Here is a 17,953-nt window from a genome sequence, read left to right as displayed (position 1 = left end):
TGAGACAGAAAGGTGGTCAAGCAAGGATTCCGGTGGACTTCAGTGAAAAACAGCAGTTAGCCAAAGACGACCACGGAGCAAAAACTGAAGCAGGCCAAAATAACAACATTTTCGGCCAAAACACCAGAGAGACCGATCGGTACTGCCGTGCCTGTTTATAGACCGGCATGACCACTATCGGCACAATAGTCGCCCTTTTCTGCGGCTGCGCAAAAATCCACCGGCTGCTAACGTTATAAAAGAAGTCCACCTGATCCGGCCGCGCGCCCTCACAGGTGTACAGCACAGGATGATGGGATAGTGAACATGAGTGAATTCCAAATGCCCCGCGGCATCGTGATCAGCGGCACCGGACTGTGGACGCCGCCGGACGCCATCAGCAATGAAGAGCTGGTACAGGCGCTCAACGCCTACGCGGACAAATACAACCGCGAAAATGCCGACGCGATCGAATCCGGTGAGCTGCAGGCCAAGCCCCACTCCTCCGCCGAATTTATCGAGAAGGCCTCCGGTATCAAAAGCCGCTACGTGGTCAGCAAGGAAGGCATCCTCGATCCCGAACGCATGCGCCCCTACCTGCCGGCACGCGGTGACGACGAGCTGAGTCTGCAGGCGGAAATGGGCCTGAAGGCGGCAAAGCTGGCGCTGGAAAAAGCCAACAAGAGCCCGCAGGACATCGATGCGGTGATCGTTGGCGCCTCCTACCTGCAGCGCGCCTATCCGGCAATCGCCATCGAAATCCAGGCGCAGCTCGGCATCGACGGCTTTGCTTTCGATATGGAAGTCGCCTGCTCCTCGGCCACTTTCTCTCTGCAGCGCGCGGTCGACACCATCAGCGGCGGCTCGGCGAAAGCGGTACTGGTGATCAACCCGGAACTGGCCTCGCCACAGGTGGATTACACCGATCGCGACAGCCATTTCATTTTTGGCGATGTGGCCGTGGCCAGCGTGGTGGAACGCCGCGATACCTGCAATGCGGAATCCGCGTGGGAAGTGCTGGGCACCAAGGCGAAGACCCTCTTCTCCAACAATATCCGCTCGAACTTTGGCTACGTGGCCCGCGCCGAAGACAGCGACCCTTTCGGCCCCGGCAAACTGTTCCGCCAGAACGGGCGCAAGGTATTCAAGGAAGTCTGCCCGATGGCGGCATCCCACCTGGAGACCCAGGTTGAAGAGCTGGGCATGCAGCCCGCCGCGATCGACCGCTGGTGGCTGCACCAGGCCAATATCAATATGAACAACCTGATCGCGAAGAAACTGATGGGCGACGAGGCCTCCGCAGAGCGCGCGCCAGTGGTTCTAGACAGTTACGCCAACACCGCTTCAGCGGGCTCGGTGATCGCGTTCAACCTGCACAGCGATGACCTGCCGGTGGGCAGCAAGGGTGTGATCTGCTCTTTCGGTGCAGGCTACTCTATCGGCAGCCTGGCGCTGGAAAAGATCGCCGTCTGAAAACCGTAAACCTCTCGCCTCCGGCTGATCAATGGCCGGAGGCCACCTGCTCGGCGAGCGGCGTGTAGGCAGCGGTTTCGCGGAAGTCCGCCAGCTGCGGGTCCACGTTCAGAAATACCATGGAATGGGAATTCTGCGCAGCCGCCCGCTGCAGCCAATGAGCTACCGCCGACAGATCCCCAAGGGCCAGATAGGCCTTTGCCATTTCATAGGATGGGATATACCCGTCCCCGGACTCGAGTCCAGCGAGCAGCGCGCGCGCCTCTGCGGCCTGGCCACCGAGAGCCTGCACCCGCGCCAGGGATGCCACGCCGATCGCACTCCCCTGTGAGCGGGATACATTTTCCTGCAGGGAAGCCTTGGCACCATCGAGGTCGCCCATGGCTTCCAGGGTCCAGCCGCGCCACAGGTAAACAAGCTCGAAATCCGGATCCAGTTCCTGCGCCAGCGCCAGCTGTTCCAGTGCCATATGGTATTGCCCCGCGTGATACAGCACCCATCCCAGCGCGGCATTGGCAATCAACGACAGGGGATCGAGCTCCGTGGCCCTGCGCATTTCCCGCTCCGCCTCGCCAAAACGACCGGCGGCCACCAGCAGGTTGGCATACCATTGATGCGCTTTGGAGGAATCCGGTTTGAACGCTATCGCCTGCAGAAAATGGGATTCGGCCTGTTCCAGGTCCCAGTCGTAATACAGGGCCACGTAGCCCAGGTTGGCCTCTGCCGACGCGTTGGCGGGATCCAGCTGCAGTGTCCGGCGGGCTGCGCCGCGCGCGCGGGTGAATGCCTCCGACGGCGCCAGGTAATCGTAGAAACCCAACACCGCGAGCGCATCCGCCAACCCCGCCCAGGCCGGTGCATAGTCCGGCGCCATGGCAATGGATTGCTCAAAATAATCCACCGCGGCAAGCAGGCCACTTTGCGAACGCTTGTGCCAGTAGAAGCGCCCTTTGAGGTAGTTATCGTAGGCCGCCGGGGGAATCCGGCTTACCGTTGCGCTGTGCTCGCCTGCGCCGTGCAACTCCCCCGCCAGTGCCCCGGCAATTTCCTGTGCGATCTCTTCCTGCACCGCAAAGATATTGGTCAGTTCCCGCTGGTAGCTGCGCGACCACAACTGATAACCATCGCGGGCATCGACCAACCGCACATTGATACGCAGCTGCTCCCCGTCCCTGCGCACACTGCCTTCCACCAACGCATCGGTCCCCAGCAGCTGGCCGATATTGCGCGCATCCAGCTCGGTGCCGCGCAGCGCGAAGGACGAAGTCCGCGACACCACCCGCAACCCCCTGAACCCGGATAAGCGACTGAGCAGATCGTCCGCCAGCCCGTCGCTGAAATAATCTCGCTGGTTGTTCTCGCTGGCATTCACGAATGGCATCACCGCAACGGAGCTGAGGGGTGCGCGCTCTACAGGAGGCGACAGCGAGTGAGGAAGTTGCGAATAGAGCAGCAGCGACAGGCTCCCCACCAGCACGATGCAAAGGCCCGCTACAGCGAGGGGCCGGATTTGTTTGCGAGGTTGCGCGGGCGCGATTTCCACCCGCGCCTCCACCGGCTGCGCCACGGGGATTACCGGCGCAATAAAGCGATAGCCTTTTTTCGGTACCGTCTCGATAAAGCGGGAGCTGCGTGCGGAATCATTGAGCGCCTGGCGCAACTTGCGCACCAGGGTATTGAGGTTGTCATCCAGCAAGCCACTGGCGTCTTGCGGCCAAAAGTGCTGGAACAGGGCTTCCCGGGTCATCAGTTCACCGGGGTGGGTTGCCAGCAGGACGAGGAGACGCAGCGGCAATTCCTGCACATTCACCGGCCTGCCGCGCCGGGTGAGCACAGGCTGATCGCAGTCGAGTTCAAATTCTCCGAATTGCAGCGTCGTCATACACCACCCGGACAGGGTCCTCAGGGATTTCCGCGCTCGCGGCGCAGTTCATGTGTACCGCTAAGCCTTTGATTTAACGGTATTCCCCGGTTCAGGTAAAGGTCAGGCGCAATTCATTGCCGGTCGCTCATCGCACTGCTTGGATAGCTGCCAGGCCACCGGCGGACCTCGGTGGTCACTCAATCAACGGAGAAACTGATCATGGGACGTTCCATTTTTACTGCCGCATTGCTGCTGTGCAGCCTTTCCACCTTTGCGGCCGAGAGCCACCAGTACATCATCGAGCGCACTATTCCGGGGGCGCAGAAACTGACCGCGGAAGAACTCAAATCCATCTCGCAGAAATCCCGCGCAGTACTCGAATCCCTCGGGCCGGAAATCCAGTGGCAGCAGAGCTATGTCGCGGAAGACAAGTTCTACTGCGTGTACCAGGCCCCGAACAAGGAAATCATCGCCAAGCACGCCAAGCTGGGCGGTTTTCCCGCGGACAAGATCGTTGAAGTGAGCGGTATTATCGGGCCGCAGACCGCTGCGGACTGAACTCGCCTGGCCGTCCCGGGGCGCCGCCCGCCCCGGGAGCCTTGCCCCCAAGCTGTTCCAGCCCCGCCCTGTGGATATTGCCGTTTGGCGGCACCGGGCAACCGCGTTAGCATAGCGCCCCCTTAAGACCAGAGCTTTGCGAAGCTTAGCGGAGCGCAGCCATGACCGAATCGTCACACCCTTACGACGCACTGACCCCGGACCGGGTAATCGACTGCGTGGAGAGTGTTGGGCTGCTGTCCGATGCCCGAATATTTCCTTTAAACAGCTACGAGAACCGCGTCTACCAGGTGGGAATTGACGAGGCGCAACCGCTGATCGCCAAGTTCTACCGCCCCGGGCGCTGGAGCGACGCGCAGATCCGTGAGGAACACCAGTTCTCGCTGGAACTGGCCGCGGCCGAGGTGCCGGTGGTGGCGCCGCTGGAAATCAACGGCGACACCCTGCACTCGGCGCACGGCTTCCGCTTTGCCCTGTTTCCCCGCCGCGGCGGGCGCCAGGTGGAGCTGGACAATTTCGACCACCTGGAACAGGTGGGCACCATGCTCGGGCGGATTCACGCCATCGGTGCGACGCGGCCTTTCGAACACCGCGCAGAACTGTCACTGGAGCGGTTTGCCATCGACAGCCGGGAATTCATTCTCAGCGGCGACTTCCTTCCCCGGGAGAATGTGGAGGCCTACGCCACCACCACCGCGCACCTGATCGAACAGATTGCGCCGGTGCTGGAACAGGACTGGAAGCAAATCCGCCTGCACGGCGACTGCCACAGCGGCAACTTCCTGTGGCGGGACGAAACGCCGTGGTTTGTGGATCTGGACGACTGTATCAATGGTCCGGCCATCCAGGATCTGTGGATGCTGATCTCCGGTGACCGCGCGGAACAGACCGCCTATCTCGACGCGGTGGTGGAAGGCTACGAGACCTTCTACCCTTTTGATCCGGCCCAGCTGCATCTGGTGGAGCCCCTGCGCTGCCTGCGCCAGATGCACCACGCGGCGTGGCTGGCACGGCGCTGGGAAGACCCGGCATTCCCCATCGCCTTCCCCTGGTTCAATACCCCGCGCTACTGGGCGGAACATATCCTGGCCCTCCGGGAGCAGCAATCGGCGCTGCAGGAGCCAACGCTCACCCTCGGCGCCGTGTGATCCACAGCAAAGGAAATTTATTCAGATGGAAAACCTAAAGCCCCGCGTGGAACAGGACGAGCTGTGGAGTGGCATTCGCAAGGATGTATCCGTACAGGTGGAGCGGGAACCGATTCTCGCGAGCTTCCTGCACGCCACCATTCTCAACCACAACACGCTGGAATCTGCGCTCAGCTTCCACCTCGCCAACAAGCTCGACAGCCCGGTGGCTCCCGCGTTGCTGATTCGCGAAGTCATCGACGAAGCCCTGGAAGCGGATCCGGGTATTGGCGCTGCTGCCCGCGCCGACCTGGCCGCGGTAGAGCAGCGCGACAGCGCCTGCCACTCCCTGTACGAACCCTTCCTGTACTTCAAGGGATTCCATGCCCTGCAGGCGTGGCGCGTCGCCCACTGGTTGTGGCAACAGAATCGCCGCTCCCTGTCCCTGTTTGTGCAGCACCGTATTTCCGTGGTGTTCGGCGTGGATATCCACCCGGCGGCACAGCTCGGCCAGGGTATCCTGCTGGATCACGCCACCGGGATCGTGATCGGCGAGACCGCGGTGGTGGAAGACAATGTTTCCATCATGCAGTCCGTCACCCTCGGCGGCACCGGCAAGGAATCCGGCGACCGCCACCCGAAAGTGCGCTGCGGCGTATTGATCGGCGCCGGCAGCAAAATCCTTGGCAATATCGAGATCGGCCGCTGCTCACAGATCGCGTCCGGCAGCGTGGTACTGAAAGCGGTTCCGGAGAAAGCGCTGGTGGCGGGTGTGCCCGCCAAGGTCATCGGCACCGCCAGTTGCGACCAGCCGGCGCTGTCCATGAACCAATGTGCCCTGTCGCAGGTGGATCGTTTGCGCTGATTCTGCTGTCACAGGTTGCGAACAATAGATACGGCCATCAACCGGCAGGACTATTCTGTAACCATGAAATACAGTCTCAGCGCGAAAAATCTCGTTTGCCGCAACCTGGAAAACAAAGCCGGGTACTGCGCAGACCTCCTGAACCCCAAACAAAGCAAGGAAATCACCGGCCTGCTGCGCACCGACAGCGGGCTGCTCAGCAGCCGCTTCAACCAGGTGGTCAGCAATTCGGTGATGCAGCCGCGTATTCTGCAGCGCTTTGTGGTGGACTACTTTGCGGAACGCCACAGCCCCTTTTCCCTGTGGCACTGCGCCAGCAAGCCCCTCGATGACGAAGCCCTCGCCGAGCTGCACCTGATACGCAAGGCGCCGCAGATCGCCATGGCGTCGGAAGTGAAACAGCTGGCCGCGGAAGAAGTGCAACTGGAAGGGTTGGAAATCAATGCGGTCACCACCGCGGACGGCATCCTCGCCTACGGTGACCTGATCGTCGCCATGCAGGGCAACCCGCGCGAAAACGCGCAGATCAAGAAATTCTACCAGCAGCTCTCCGAACTCCCGGAACACAAACACAGCCGCCTAAAACTGTTCCTCGGCGAATACCAGGGCACTCCCGTCGCCACCGGTTGCCTGTTTTCCTCCGCCGATTCCCTCGGTTTCTACGACCTCGGCACCCTCGCAGAACATCGCGGCCGCGGTATCGGCAGGGCCATGTTCCAGTATCTGGTCAACGAAGTGACCCACAGCCACCACAAGCACGTGGTGGCCCTGGTCGGTGAGGATCAACAGAATCTGTGGCTGAACGCCGGCTTCTATGCCGTGGGCGAGGTAGCCCACTACGAATTCACCCCGGAGCGCGGCAGCGCGCATGTCCCGAACGGTCCGGCAGAAAACAGCGACCTGAGCGACGGCCGCAAGAGCGCATAGCCCTGACCATTTAACCCAGAGCGCGTCGCTCAGGCGCGCTCGATGGGAAAGGCAATCACCTCGTCGATCCGGCTGGCGCCGCTGGCCAGCATCAACAACCGATCCACCCCCAGCGCCACCCCCGCGCAATCCGGCATGCCCGCCTCAAGCGCCTCTACCAGGCGCTCCTCAAACGGATGGATCGGCTTGTGGTTATCCTCGCGATAGCGGTGATCTGCCTCGAAGCGACGCAACTGCTCCGGTGCATCAGTCAACTCCCAGTAACCATTGGCCAGCTCCATGCCCCCCACATAAGCCTCGAATCGCCGCGCCACCGGCACTCCAAGCTCGTCGTCCTCCACCCGCGCCAGCGCCGCCTGGGTCGCGGGAAAATCGTAAACCAGCGAAATCCCCTCCCCCATATTTGGCTCGATATGGTGACTCATCAACAGATCGAGACACTCATCCCGCCCCGCCGGCTCAAACGACAACTCCAGCACCTTCGCCACCGTCGCCTTCAGCTCCTCGAAAGACGCCCGGTGCGGATCCACGTCCAGGTGCTGCAGAAACAGCGCGCGATAGCTGTACGAGCGCACTTTTGAAATCCGCAACAGCCAGGACAACAGTTCCCCCACCTCGATCATCAAGCGGTGGTCATCCCAGCCCACCCGGTACCACTCCAGCATGGTGAACTCGGGATTGTGCCGCCCTCCCGCCTCGCCATTGCGGAACGCCTTGCCCAGGTAATAACAATCCCCCATCCCCGCCGCCAGCAGACGCTTCAGGCCAAATTCCGGGCTGGTCGCAAGATACGCGGCGTTACCGCTGCAATCGGCAACAATCGAGTCGATATGCGGGTCGCTGGTGGCGCGACGGGAAAGAATGGGCACCTCCATCTCCAGCACCTGGCGTTCGCTGAAGAAACGACGGATATCCGCGAGCAGGGTGGCACGGCGGCGGAGGTTTTCCAGGGGGGCGGTGGGGCGCCAGTTGGATTCAGACATTGAGGGTAGCGTCGTAATCGATAGATGATGAGTTTAGTCGCCAGCAGGCACGTGTTCAGAACTGAAGGCAAAGCGCTGGGTGCGGCTTTTCGAAAGCGTCAGCGGCATGGACGCCGCTGACGCAGCGTACAGGGATGTATTCACAGCGGTTTCGAAAAGCTGCACCCAGTGCTTTGCCGCCAGGGGCTCAGAAGAGCGGAGCCCACGGGGCGCAACGAAAAAGGGCGAATACCAAAGTATCCGCCCTTGAGATCAGCAATCCAGGAAAGATCAGTCTTCCTTGGCGCGCCCCAGGTATTCACCGGTACGGGTATCGACCTTGATGGTCTCGCCGATTTCCAGGAACAGCGGCACCTTCACCACAGCACCGGTGGACAGGGTCGCCGGCTTGTTGCCACCCTGGGCAGTATCACCGCGCAGGCCAGGATCGGTATCGGTGATTTCCAGAATCACATGATTCGGCGGCGTCACCGCCAGCGGTGCACCGTTGTACAGAGTCACGACACAAATGTCCTGCTCCTTCAGCCACTTGGCCGCATCGCCAACCGCCTTCGCATCCGCCTGATGCTGCTCGAAAGTCTCCGGCTCCATGAAATGGAAGAACTCACCATCGTTGTAGAGATATTCCATATCCCGGTCCATCACATCCGCAGACTCCAGGCTCTCACCGGAACGGAAAGTGCGTTCCCAGACCCGGCCGGTCTTCAGGTTGCGCAGCTTCACACGGTTGAACGCCTGGCCCTTACCGGGCTTCACGAACTCATTCTCCACAATGGAGCAAGGGTCGCCGTCCAGCATTACCTTCAGACCGCCTTTGAATTCGTTAGTGGAATAACTAGCCATGAGTTCCTCGAAATATCAGCATTGAGCCGTCAAATTGATTAAACTTCGCGCGCCCTTCACCGGGATACGGGCAAGCATACCCGTCACAACAGCAGTACCGCCGCCGAGCGCGCCAAAAAACAGCCGCATATGATACAGCACCGCCAGCCCCCCCGTGAAATCACCGCAACGGAAATCGCGACCGACAGCCCACAGCCGTCCGCCGAACGCCGCTGGCAGGAAGAAATGTCGGACCTGGTCAGCGATCCGCAGGAACTGCTCGAACTACTGCAGCTGGACCAGCAACAGCTGCCACAACTGAAAGCGGCAGGGGAACTGTTCCAGCTGCGGGTACCGCGCCCCTATCTCGGCCGAATCCGTCCCGGAGACCCGCAGGACCCGCTGCTGTTGCAAGTATTGCCCAGTGCGCGAGAACTGCAGCCCACTCCCGGATTCAGCGACGACCCACTGCAAGAGGCCGCTGCAAACCCGGTACCCGGTGTGGTCCACAAATACCGCGGGCGCCTGCTGCTGATCACCGCCGGCCAGTGCGCCGTCAACTGCCGCTACTGCTTCCGCCGCGCCTTCCCCTACAGCGACAACCACCTGAACCGCAGCCAGTGGCAACAGGCGCTGGACTATATCCGCGGCCAGCAGGACCTGAGGGAAGTCATTCTCAGTGGCGGCGACCCCCTGGTGATGAGCGACAAGCAGCTTGGCTGGCTCGCCGGTGAACTGGGCGCTATCCCCCACCTGGACAAACTGCGCATCCACACCCGCCTGCCGATCGTCGCGCCGTCCCGGGTCAACCGGGAATTCCTCGACTGGTTTACCGGCAGTCGCCTGAAACCGGTGCTGGTGCTGCACTGCAACCACGCCAACGAAATCGATGGGGCGGTGCGCAATGCCCTCGGTCAGCTCAGAGCGGCCGGCGTCACCCTGCTCAACCAGTCGGTACTGCTGAAAGGTGTCAACGACAGCGAGCAGGCCCTCGCGGACCTGTCCGAGGCCCTGTTCGACGCCGGGGTACTGCCCTATTACCTGCACCAGCTCGACCGCGTGCAGGGCGCCGCCCATTTCGAAGTGAACGATACCCAAGCCCGTGCGCTGGTAGAGCAATTGCGCCAGCGACTGCCCGGGTATCTGGTGCCGAAACTGGTGCGCGAAATACCCGCAGAGAAATCCAAAACACCGCTTTGAGGCGACTCGCCGGGCTGGCCGGGAGCCAGCCCTAAAGAGCTAATACGCGCTAAGAACGCGAACTATCTCGGATTTTATTGCAAAATAACCGACACTTTCGTCACCTATTTCAACCGGCACGTTTGTGCAAACTGCAGCGCCTCGTATACTGCAGGGAGTCAAACCCCGGTTATTGTGATGCAGGAAGCAGAAGAAAAAACAATCGGGCAGCAAGCCCGGTCCGGCAGTGAAGCCGAGCGGACACCCGCCAGCACTCAACCCCCATATCGCAGCCCCGCAGAGCCACTAGCGGGCGGCATTCGCTCACCCGGTGAAACGGATCGACCGGTGTCACCGGGGAATGGCCCCGCATCGGCCAAAATCCTCGACCAGCTCGCCCCGGGCATGCGGGACCTGGATGCACTCACCTGCGGCTGTTACAACCACCGCCAGTTGAAACGCTGGCTGCAAAGCTACCTGAAACAAAACGCACCGGAGCAATCACTCCAGCGCAACGCGGGCACCCTGCGCAGCCTGCTCGCAGAAATCACCCGCTGGACCGCCCCCGCCAGAATCCGCCTGGCCTCACTTGAAGTCCTGCGGCCGGTAATCGCCAGCCACGCCAGCGAGCTATCCCTGTTACAGCTCGCCCAGGATCGCAGCGGCAGTGTCCTGCAAACCCCGGAACAGCGCCGCGACCTGCTCACCGCCGTCATTCTCTACCAGCACCTCGCCCAGGCCTACAGCAGTATCTGCGTACAACTCCTGTCCGAGCCTCACACCCTGTTTTACCGCCGTCGCCTGGCGCGGGTGCTGCACCGGGGGATCGACAGTTACCGGCGTTTGATCCAGATCAGCAGCCATTTTTATCTGGCGCCGCCCAAAGGCAGCTGGGCACGCATGCAACGCCTGGTCGCCCTGGCACGGGAACAACAGCTGGATCAGCGACGGGTGCTGGACCCGCTGGCCGCAGACAGGCCCACGGTGCAAAACGACAGCAGCGCGAGATCCCTGACTTCGCACCGCTGGGTAAAGCTTACCCAGCCCTATGTGCACAGCGCACTGTTCGCCAGTGCCAATCCGCTGCAGCTCACCGTCGAGGAACAACTGCAACTGTGGTTGTGCTGCGCCCGCTGGGCCAAAGGCGCGCGTCTGCTGGAGCGGGTCACCCCCGCGCTGAAAACACTGCTCGCCAGCCTCCGCCTGGACCAACCACCGATCCCATCGGTGCGGTTACAACACAGCAGCGTGGACATGAAGTACTTTTCTGCTCCCCAGGGCTGGTGCATCGACCTGAGCAATCCGCTGCGGCAACTCCAGCGCAGACTGCGTCGACCCGGTGCTATTTCTCCAGATATTCTGCACCGGGTTCAGGACACCTGGGCGGGAGGCAAATCCCGCGAAACACAGCGCACTCCGGCCAATATCCGCTGCGAGGTCGTCACCGGACTCAGCGCCATCGGGCACCACCTCAAAAACGGCGGTGATGAAGCCCCGGAGCTGGCCAACACCTTCGCCGCGCCTGCGGCAGACAGTCTGGTCATGGAAGTGGATACCATCGATTTCCGCACCGGAAGAGCGTTGAAGGACTACGAGGTGTCTCTGCACGATCAATCCTCCCGCGCACTACCCAGCGCCCCTTCGGTATCCCGCAAGACCAGTGCTGACGGCGCACAGAAACGCTATCAGCCCATCCCCGCCACCCTGCTCAACAGCAGCGCCAGTGGTGCGGGCCTCAGATTGCCGCCGGACTGCCGCGGTCGCCTGAAGAGCGGCGACCTGATTGCACTGCGCGTGAAAGATCACTGGGAGCTGGCGCTGGTGCGCTGGCAGTTCGGACTGCCGGACCAGTGCCGCAGCGGGGTTGAGTTGCTGGGTGGCCATACCAGCGCGGTGCGTGTGCGCCGCTACTCCCGCGACGGTCGCCGCACCGATCCCATGGTCGGCCTGCTAACCGGTCACGCCGGGCAGGCCGCGGAACTGATATTGCCTGCGCCCCTGTTTCAGCCCGGTGATACCGTCGACATCATCAACGCCGGGCAGACGCGATCGGTCACCCTGCACAAGCAGACACTCGCCACCGGGAGCTTCGCGATTTTCGAGTTTTCCTGAGGTAGTCCGCGCAAGAACCGTCAATTTTCTGCGACTTCCGAAAAGTGTGTGACCCAGTGCCGACTTTGCACTTGTTAATGCGGATTTACGCGGCCTACACTATCCGGTTCGCGGCCTCCCGGATTGGCTGACGGTTGTCCGGCAATCGCCAGTGGAGTCCCAAGTACGGCATGGAAGCGGTATAACAAACGACAGAATTACATAACGCCGCCGCGACGCAGTACAACAGGAATACAATGAGCAGCGAAAACACCATCCGCCTTCTTTTGATCAATGACGCTCCCGGCGAATCCCAGCGACTGGTGAGCATGCTGCACAACGCAGGCCGCCCCAATCGGGCCCAGCACGTCGCCAGCGAAGCAGCCCTCACCAAGCTCCTGCAGGAGCACGCGTGGGATCTGCTGATCGCCGCCGAGCAGAGCAAACAGCTCGAAGCCGCCACCGCAATCCGCACCATCAACAAACTGCAGAAAGATGTTCCCGCCATCCTGCTCACCGAGCGCGAAGGCTCCCAGCCGGTGGTGGAAGGCCTCAAGGCCGGCGCCCGCGATGTGGTGACTGTCGATGAAGACCAGCACCTTCTGCTGGTCATCCAGCGCGAACTCGCGGCTCTTAACGAGCGTCGCCAGGCGCGTCTGCACGACCGCCGCTACAACGCCACACTGAACCGCGCCAAGGAACTGCTCGACAGCTCCAAAGATGCCATCGCCTATATCTCCGATGGCCTCATCGTCTACGCCAACGAATCTTTCGCCGAGCGCTTCGGTTACAACGATCGCGACGATGTGGAATACCAGCCACTGATCGACATGCTCACCGAAGGCGAACAGCCCGACGCGCGGGAGTTCCTGCGCCAGTGCGCCATCAGCAACAACGAGGTGGAAGCCCAGGTGTGGCAGTTCACCGCCAAAACCGCCGGTGGCACCCCGCTGCCCACCAAGGCCGAGGTGCTGTCCACCGTCTATGACGACGAGCGCTGCCTGCAGGTGCGCATCGCCGCCAGCAGTGGCAACACCGAAGAGCTGGAAGCACAGCTCAGCGAAGCCAAGAACCGCGACGCAGCAACCGGCCTGTATAACCGGCAGCGCTTCGTGCAGCTGCTGAACAGTGCCATCCAGTCCGCCGCTGGCTCCCAGCGCACCGGTGGCCTGATGCTGATTCAGATCGACCGCTTCGAAGAATCCGTACAGCAACTGGTGGGTGTCGCCGGCGCCGATCAGCTGCACAAGAAATTCGCTGAGCTGCTGCAAAGCAGTGTCCGCCGCGGTGATGTGGTGGCCCGCTACGGTGAGGACAGCTACTGCCTGCTGATGCCGGAAACCACTCCGGACAGTGCCGAAGGGCGCTCCCGGGAACTGCTGCAGAAAATCGCCGACACCATCTTTGAAGGCGGCGGCAAAACCCTGCATATCACTGCCTCCATCGGTATCTCCCTGTTGAGCGAAACCTCCGGTAATGCCGACAAGGTGCTGGAACAGTCGAGCAAGGCCCTCGATCAGGCGGTGAAAAAAGACAGTGGCAACGGATTCGCCCTCTACGAACCGGACAGCGACCAGCAGGGCGACGCCAACACTTATCACCGCGCCCGGGTTGTCCAGGCCCTGGAGGCCGGCAACCTCAAACTGCTGTACCAGCCGATCCTCAGCCTGCAGGGCAGCGGCGAGAAAATGTACGAGGTGCTTGTGCGCCTGGTGGATGGCAAGGAAGAACTCTCACCGATCACTTTCCTTGAAGCCCTTGGCGATGCCGGCCTGTCCTCGAAAATGGATCGCTGGATCATCCTCAATGCCATCAAGGCCGCTGCCGCCCAGCGCGCCAAGGATCAGGAAGTCTCCACACTGATCCACCTCACCGCGGCGTCCCTTAAGGACACCAGCCTGCCGGCGTGGCTCGGCGTTGCCTTCAAGGCCGCCAAGGTGCCGCCCAATGCTGTCACTTTCCAGCTGCGCGCCGAAGACATCAACAGCAACCTCCACGCCGCCCGCGACTTCGCCAAACAGGTGCAGGGCATGGGCTGTCGGGTTGCGGTGTGCCATTTCGGCACCGGCCTCAGCCCGTTCAAGGCGCTGGAGCATGTAAAAGTGGACATCGCCAAGATCGATGCCTCGTTTGTGCGCGAAGTACAGGATGAAGGGGTCGACAGCGAAGCACTGGTGAATCTCGTCGGCCAGCTCAAGGAAATCGACACCCGGGTAATCGTTCCCCACGTGGAGCAGGCCAGTATGCTGCCCACCCTGTGGCAGACCGGCACCGACTACATTCAGGGCTACTACGTACAGCCGCCCGGGGATGAAATGGACTTTGATTTCAGCCTCGACTGACGCGCGCTACGGCAGCGCGCCCATCTCCCTTGAGCACACCGCCCCCTGCAAACTGTTTGCAGGGGGCTTTCAAAGATGGGGCAAGACAGCTCCCGACCTGCTCCCCAACACCCCTCTCCCCTATCTCTCCAGAGACCTCGCCTCGCGGATATCGTCATCGAAAAGCAATATTTTGGCAGTATTTTTTTCCCTCAAAGGATAGTGATATAGTCCAGAATTCCACATGTTGGCAGCAACCTCATCCTATGGAAGGCGCATCACGCATCTCCCGTGGTTGCCCCGGGTGGAAACACCGGTGGTTTTCCACAGGTACACACGCTTCCCGTTTGGAGCGCAATGCTGCTGCACCAACACAAAACCAACAAGTGCAGCACCAGTAAGCCTGGATACTTCCAGCTACCAGCAATAAAAACTCAGCTCGATTACATGTCCGACCCGTTCGCCCATTCCCTAATAAACGACTGGCAACTATCCAGACAGGTTTAGCGCTGGAGAAAGGGTACACATTCGGACAGTAATCCAGGGCCGGCAACCTAGGGATAGATGAATGCTGAATTCGATTTTTAGATTCCTCGCTTACCTTATCTTGGCAGTGACGCTCACCGCCTGTGGTGGAGGCGGTGGCGATACCGGAGACTCGGGAAGCTCATCCGGAGGCACTACAAGCAGTAGTAGTGGCGGAAGTGGTAGCGGGAGTAGTGGTGGAACCAGTAGTGGGAGTAGCAGCAGTAGCGGAGGTGACAGCAATCCCCCCGGAGACTACAACCCGTACCTTCCCGCCGGCGACGATATCGCGCTGTATTACAACTGGAGCACGGAAGCTGCGCACTTTGAAGATGCCACCATTGGTTCAATGAGCGCGCGCGCCCTCGTGTTTCCCAGTGGAGCCAAGTATTACTTCATCTCCAATAGCACTGGTATCTACTATCTCGGTTTCTACGCGCCGGATCTTTATATCGATGGTGTGGGCACTTACACCGTTGATTTTCGCCTGGACAAAAAAGTCCTGCTCTGGGATGAAAACCTGGCGCCGGGCGATATTCTGGAGCAGAGCGGAAGCGGGATCGTCAACATCTCTCCGGACTACGGAGACAAGAGCTTTACCTATGATGCCGGCCGCGGATACCAGGGAGAGGGCTCGATAACCACCAGCTACACCGAAGACAATGCCCAGGTGGTTCAGTTTGCCATGGAAGCCACCGCAACCATCGACGGCACTCAGGTTATCCTTCAGGTAGCCCACGCCTTTGCTTTCGTGAAAGACCTGGGTATCGCGCGACTGGCAGATGCCGATTACGAATTTCAGCTCACGGATTATGTAGGCCCCTACACCGGTGGTGACAGCTCCTCCTCAAGCAGTTCATCCAGTAGTTCTTCCGGTTCCAGCAGCTCATCCAGCTCGAGCGGTAGCTCGTCCGGATCTGGCAGCTCTTCGAGCTCCAGTAGTAGTTCCAGCGGCAGCAGTTCTGGCGGTAGCGGCGGAAGCGATCCCGACACTGATGGAGATGGGGTGCCCGACAGCGACGATGCCTTCCCCAATGATCCGGCAGAAAGCGTGGACAGTGACAGCGACGGCATCGGTAACAATGCCGATACCGACGATGACAATGATGGGGTTACAGACGACAACGACGCCTTTCCTACCGACCCGGACGAAGTTGCTGACTACGACAACGATGGTATCGGCGACAACGCGGATAACGACGATGATAACGACGGTTACGATGATGCCGCGGACAACTACCCATACAACCCGGAAAAATGGGCAAAACTGGCGTTATCAAACAATACGCACAAAGTAACTTACGTGCGCGGCAGCTCAGAGAGCACCCTCAACTTTGCCGTCGATATTGCCGCACCGAACCTGGACTGGGTACTGGAAGATATCTCCGTGGCAGGTATCAGTACCGATGTCAGCAGTGGTCAAGGGGATGGCAAGGTAGTGTTCACACTGGATATGACTCAGATATCCAGCGACACCGTGTCTGAATCCATCGCCATTACCGACCCGGATGCCGGCGATGCCGAGTACGTGACCTTCAATTTTGATTTCCAGCTTCCGCAACTCACGATTAGCGCGTTGTCTCAGGAGCTCGACGCCAGTTTTGGCTGGGAAGACACAACCCTCGTGAATTACGTGACCCTCAATACCGGCAGCCAAAGCCATGTCACCAATGTGACCGTGGACTTCCCGCTGGCTGGCGCCTGGGCGGTGTCATCGACATTGAATACGGATGAGAACCAGCAGGAAATTGTTCTGGATTTTGACCCGACAAAATTTTTGGAAGGCATCCACAACGGTACGGTTACCCTCAGTGCAACTGTGGATGGAGAAGCGGTCGAAGCCAGTTATGACATCACCGTCAAAAGCTCCCGGAATCTGCTGGTTGCACACGATAATGGCATTGCTTTTTCCAGTTTCCCGGCACACCAGAGCCTGCAGCACTCCATCTTGATTGACGATAGCTACTGGCAAGGCGGCGTGCCATGGCAGGCTTCTACCGATGCGAGCTGGCTGACGATTGACACATCTGGAGTCACCGGAGAAAGCCTGGCACTATCGGCAAATACCGACGGCCTGAGCCTGGATACCCTGCATACCGCAACGGTTAGCGTATCCTCAAGCAGTGAGACAATCGAAAACGTTGAAGAGATTCAGGTAAGCCTGTGGATCGGCAGTACAGGTCCGGCACAAACGATCGCGGTAGATAGCGACTACAACCACCTGCTGGCGGACCCGGTCAAACCATACGCCTACGCCGCGAGTGGCAACACCATTGATGTCTACAACATTTACAGCGGTGCCATCGAAGAATCCATTACGCTTTCCGTCAGCGAAATAAGCTCAATGGCAATTTCCAGCGACGGACAGAAACTGTTCGCGACCGATAGCGGCCAAAACACGGTCACCTCCTACGACCTGTCCCTCGGAGTCGAAGCATCCAATTCTTACGCCAAAAAGCCGGAATATGTGCGCTATGCCCGGGTCAACGGTAAACCGCTTGCCTTCACTTACTACAAGGAAAGCGAGAACGCCACCTTTGGTCGATTGCAGGTGATCAGTGCAGAAGACCTGTCCCTAGTAAGGAGCTCTACCGAGTTCAACTCCGCTTACTATAAAGAACTGGACGTGAGTGAAAACGGCAGGGTTTACTGTTCTACCGGCACCAATATGGGCTGCTTCGATGTCGCCTATTCAAGCCTGGACAACGACATTCTATCGACACGCCGCTCCAGCCCTTACGGTGAGGATGATCTTGCAGTCAGCTTTAACGGTGATTTTTTCTATACGATTGCCTTCTATACAAACTACAGCTACGACAAGATAGACACGGCAACTGGATCCGTGTTGCAGAACATGCCTGGTGTTGCCTACCCCTGTTGTGTCGAAATCGCGCCCGACGATAGTCTTCTCGCAGGCGCGAACGACTATTACAACAGTGGGAGTGCGGACTACTGGCTGTACAGCAAGGATGGGACCAGCCTATTCAGTGGCCACATTTCTGGTTATAAGAATGAACTCAAAAAGAAAGGGCAGACGATATCTTCGGATGGGAGATCCATCATAAGCCTGACGACCGCACCGCAGCTGGTCTTTACCCGGCTTCAGTAGTCCCTCACAAAAGCCCTGGATACTTCATCCGGGGCTTTTTTTATGACGTAGGATTCGTTACACGATATCGTCAGGCAATGGCGAGATAGAGCAAGTTTCGGCCACACTAAAATTGACAAGCCACAATTTT

General features: G+C 59.8%; 12 protein-coding genes. 9 read left to right on the top strand and 3 right to left on the bottom strand.

The window, feature by feature from the left end; translation table 11 throughout:
• Window positions 1-306: 306 nt before the first annotated feature.
• A complete protein-coding gene (locus tag ACONT6_RS00240) occupies window positions 307-1,452 on the top strand; it encodes a beta-ketoacyl-ACP synthase III (protein WP_428819903.1) in 1,146 nt (381 codons plus the stop codon).
• 28 nt (window positions 1,453-1,480) lie between these two features.
• On the opposite strand, the gene ACONT6_RS00235 is transcribed toward ACONT6_RS00240, so the two are convergent.
• Window positions 1,481-3,334: a winged helix-turn-helix domain-containing tetratricopeptide repeat protein gene (locus ACONT6_RS00235; RefSeq protein WP_428819902.1), complete on the bottom strand. Its 1,854-nt coding sequence runs from the start codon at window positions 3,332-3,334 to the stop codon at window positions 1,481-1,483.
• Between the two features lie 201 nt (window positions 3,335-3,535).
• Between ACONT6_RS00235 and ACONT6_RS00230 the strand changes: the two genes are divergently transcribed.
• The 4 genes from ACONT6_RS00230 (at window position 3,536) to ACONT6_RS00215 (ending at window position 6,793) form a co-directional block, all read left to right on the top strand.
• Window positions 3,536-3,874 (top strand): DUF4242 domain-containing protein, encoded by a 339-nt coding sequence (locus ACONT6_RS00230; protein WP_428819901.1) that lies wholly within the window; start codon window positions 3,536-3,538, stop codon window positions 3,872-3,874.
• Between the two features lie 161 nt (window positions 3,875-4,035).
• Complete coding sequence (locus tag ACONT6_RS00225) at window positions 4,036-5,022, top strand: serine/threonine protein kinase (RefSeq protein WP_428819900.1); 987 nt, start codon at window positions 4,036-4,038, stop codon at window positions 5,020-5,022.
• Window positions 5,023-5,047: 25 nt separating this feature from the next.
• Window positions 5,048-5,866 (top strand): serine O-acetyltransferase, encoded by an 819-nt coding sequence (gene cysE, locus ACONT6_RS00220; RefSeq protein WP_428819899.1) that lies wholly within the window; start codon window positions 5,048-5,050, stop codon window positions 5,864-5,866.
• 63 nt (window positions 5,867-5,929) lie between these two features.
• Window positions 5,930-6,793, top strand: coding sequence for a GNAT family N-acetyltransferase (locus tag ACONT6_RS00215; protein ID WP_428819898.1), 864 nt, complete (start codon window positions 5,930-5,932; stop codon window positions 6,791-6,793).
• A gap of 29 nt (window positions 6,794-6,822) precedes the next feature.
• Here ACONT6_RS00215 and epmA read toward each other — a convergent pair whose 3' ends face one another.
• Together epmA and efp are read right to left on the bottom strand one after the other, a co-directional pair.
• The gene (gene epmA / locus ACONT6_RS00210) at window positions 6,823-7,776 is read right to left on the bottom strand and encodes an EF-P lysine aminoacylase EpmA (protein ID WP_428819897.1); all 954 of its coding nucleotides are present in this window, start codon (window positions 7,774-7,776) and stop codon (window positions 6,823-6,825) included.
• 270 nt (window positions 7,777-8,046) lie between these two features.
• Window positions 8,047-8,619, bottom strand: coding sequence for an elongation factor P (gene efp / locus ACONT6_RS00205; protein ID WP_181254521.1), 573 nt, complete (start codon window positions 8,617-8,619; stop codon window positions 8,047-8,049).
• A gap of 129 nt (window positions 8,620-8,748) precedes the next feature.
• Between efp and epmB the strand changes: the two genes are divergently transcribed.
• From epmB to ACONT6_RS00185, 4 genes are all read left to right on the top strand, one after another.
• Window positions 8,749-9,798 carry an EF-P beta-lysylation protein EpmB gene (gene epmB, locus ACONT6_RS00200; protein WP_428819896.1) on the top strand — a complete coding sequence of 350 codons (1,050 nt, stop codon included), beginning with the start codon at window positions 8,749-8,751 and terminating at the stop codon, window positions 9,796-9,798.
• A gap of 177 nt (window positions 9,799-9,975) precedes the next feature.
• A complete protein-coding gene (locus ACONT6_RS00195) occupies window positions 9,976-11,889 on the top strand; it encodes a hypothetical protein (protein WP_428819895.1) in 1,914 nt (637 codons plus the stop codon).
• 236 nt (window positions 11,890-12,125) lie between these two features.
• Window positions 12,126-14,210 carry an EAL domain-containing protein gene (locus ACONT6_RS00190; protein WP_428819894.1) on the top strand — a complete coding sequence of 695 codons (2,085 nt, stop codon included), beginning with the start codon at window positions 12,126-12,128 and terminating at the stop codon, window positions 14,208-14,210.
• A gap of 547 nt (window positions 14,211-14,757) precedes the next feature.
• Complete coding sequence (locus ACONT6_RS00185; protein ID WP_428819893.1) at window positions 14,758-17,823, top strand: thrombospondin type 3 repeat-containing protein; 3,066 nt, start codon at window positions 14,758-14,760, stop codon at window positions 17,821-17,823.
• The last annotated feature ends 130 nt before the right edge of the window (window positions 17,824-17,953 follow it).

This window comes from Microbulbifer sp. MCCC 1A16149 (genome assembly GCF_050368945.1).
Classification (GTDB): Bacteria; Pseudomonadota; Gammaproteobacteria; order Pseudomonadales; family Cellvibrionaceae; genus Microbulbifer.
This window is presented reverse-complemented; position numbering and strand designations above follow the sequence as displayed.

Coding starts and splice junctions, on each gene's coding strand:
- epmB (WP_428819896.1), top strand. CDS start 8,749: ATGATACAGCACCGCCAGCCCCCCCGTGAAATCACCGCAACGGAAATC.
- cysE (WP_428819899.1), top strand. CDS start 5,048: ATGGAAAACCTAAAGCCCCGCGTGGAACAGGACGAGCTGTGGAGTGGC.
- ACONT6_RS00190 (WP_428819894.1), top strand. CDS start 12,126: ATGAGCAGCGAAAACACCATCCGCCTTCTTTTGATCAATGACGCTCCC.
- ACONT6_RS00195 (WP_428819895.1), top strand. CDS start 9,976: ATGCAGGAAGCAGAAGAAAAAACAATCGGGCAGCAAGCCCGGTCCGGC.
- ACONT6_RS00235 (WP_428819902.1), bottom strand. CDS start 3,334: ATGACGACGCTGCAATTCGGAGAATTTGAACTCGACTGCGATCAGCCT.
- ACONT6_RS00185 (WP_428819893.1), top strand. CDS start 14,758: ATGCTGAATTCGATTTTTAGATTCCTCGCTTACCTTATCTTGGCAGTG.
- efp (WP_181254521.1), bottom strand. CDS start 8,619: ATGGCTAGTTATTCCACTAACGAATTCAAAGGCGGTCTGAAGGTAATG.
- ACONT6_RS00225 (WP_428819900.1), top strand. CDS start 4,036: ATGACCGAATCGTCACACCCTTACGACGCACTGACCCCGGACCGGGTA.
- ACONT6_RS00215 (WP_428819898.1), top strand. CDS start 5,930: ATGAAATACAGTCTCAGCGCGAAAAATCTCGTTTGCCGCAACCTGGAA.
- epmA (WP_428819897.1), bottom strand. CDS start 7,776: ATGTCTGAATCCAACTGGCGCCCCACCGCCCCCCTGGAAAACCTCCGC.
- ACONT6_RS00240 (WP_428819903.1), top strand. CDS start 307: ATGAGTGAATTCCAAATGCCCCGCGGCATCGTGATCAGCGGCACCGGA.
- ACONT6_RS00230 (WP_428819901.1), top strand. CDS start 3,536: ATGGGACGTTCCATTTTTACTGCCGCATTGCTGCTGTGCAGCCTTTCC.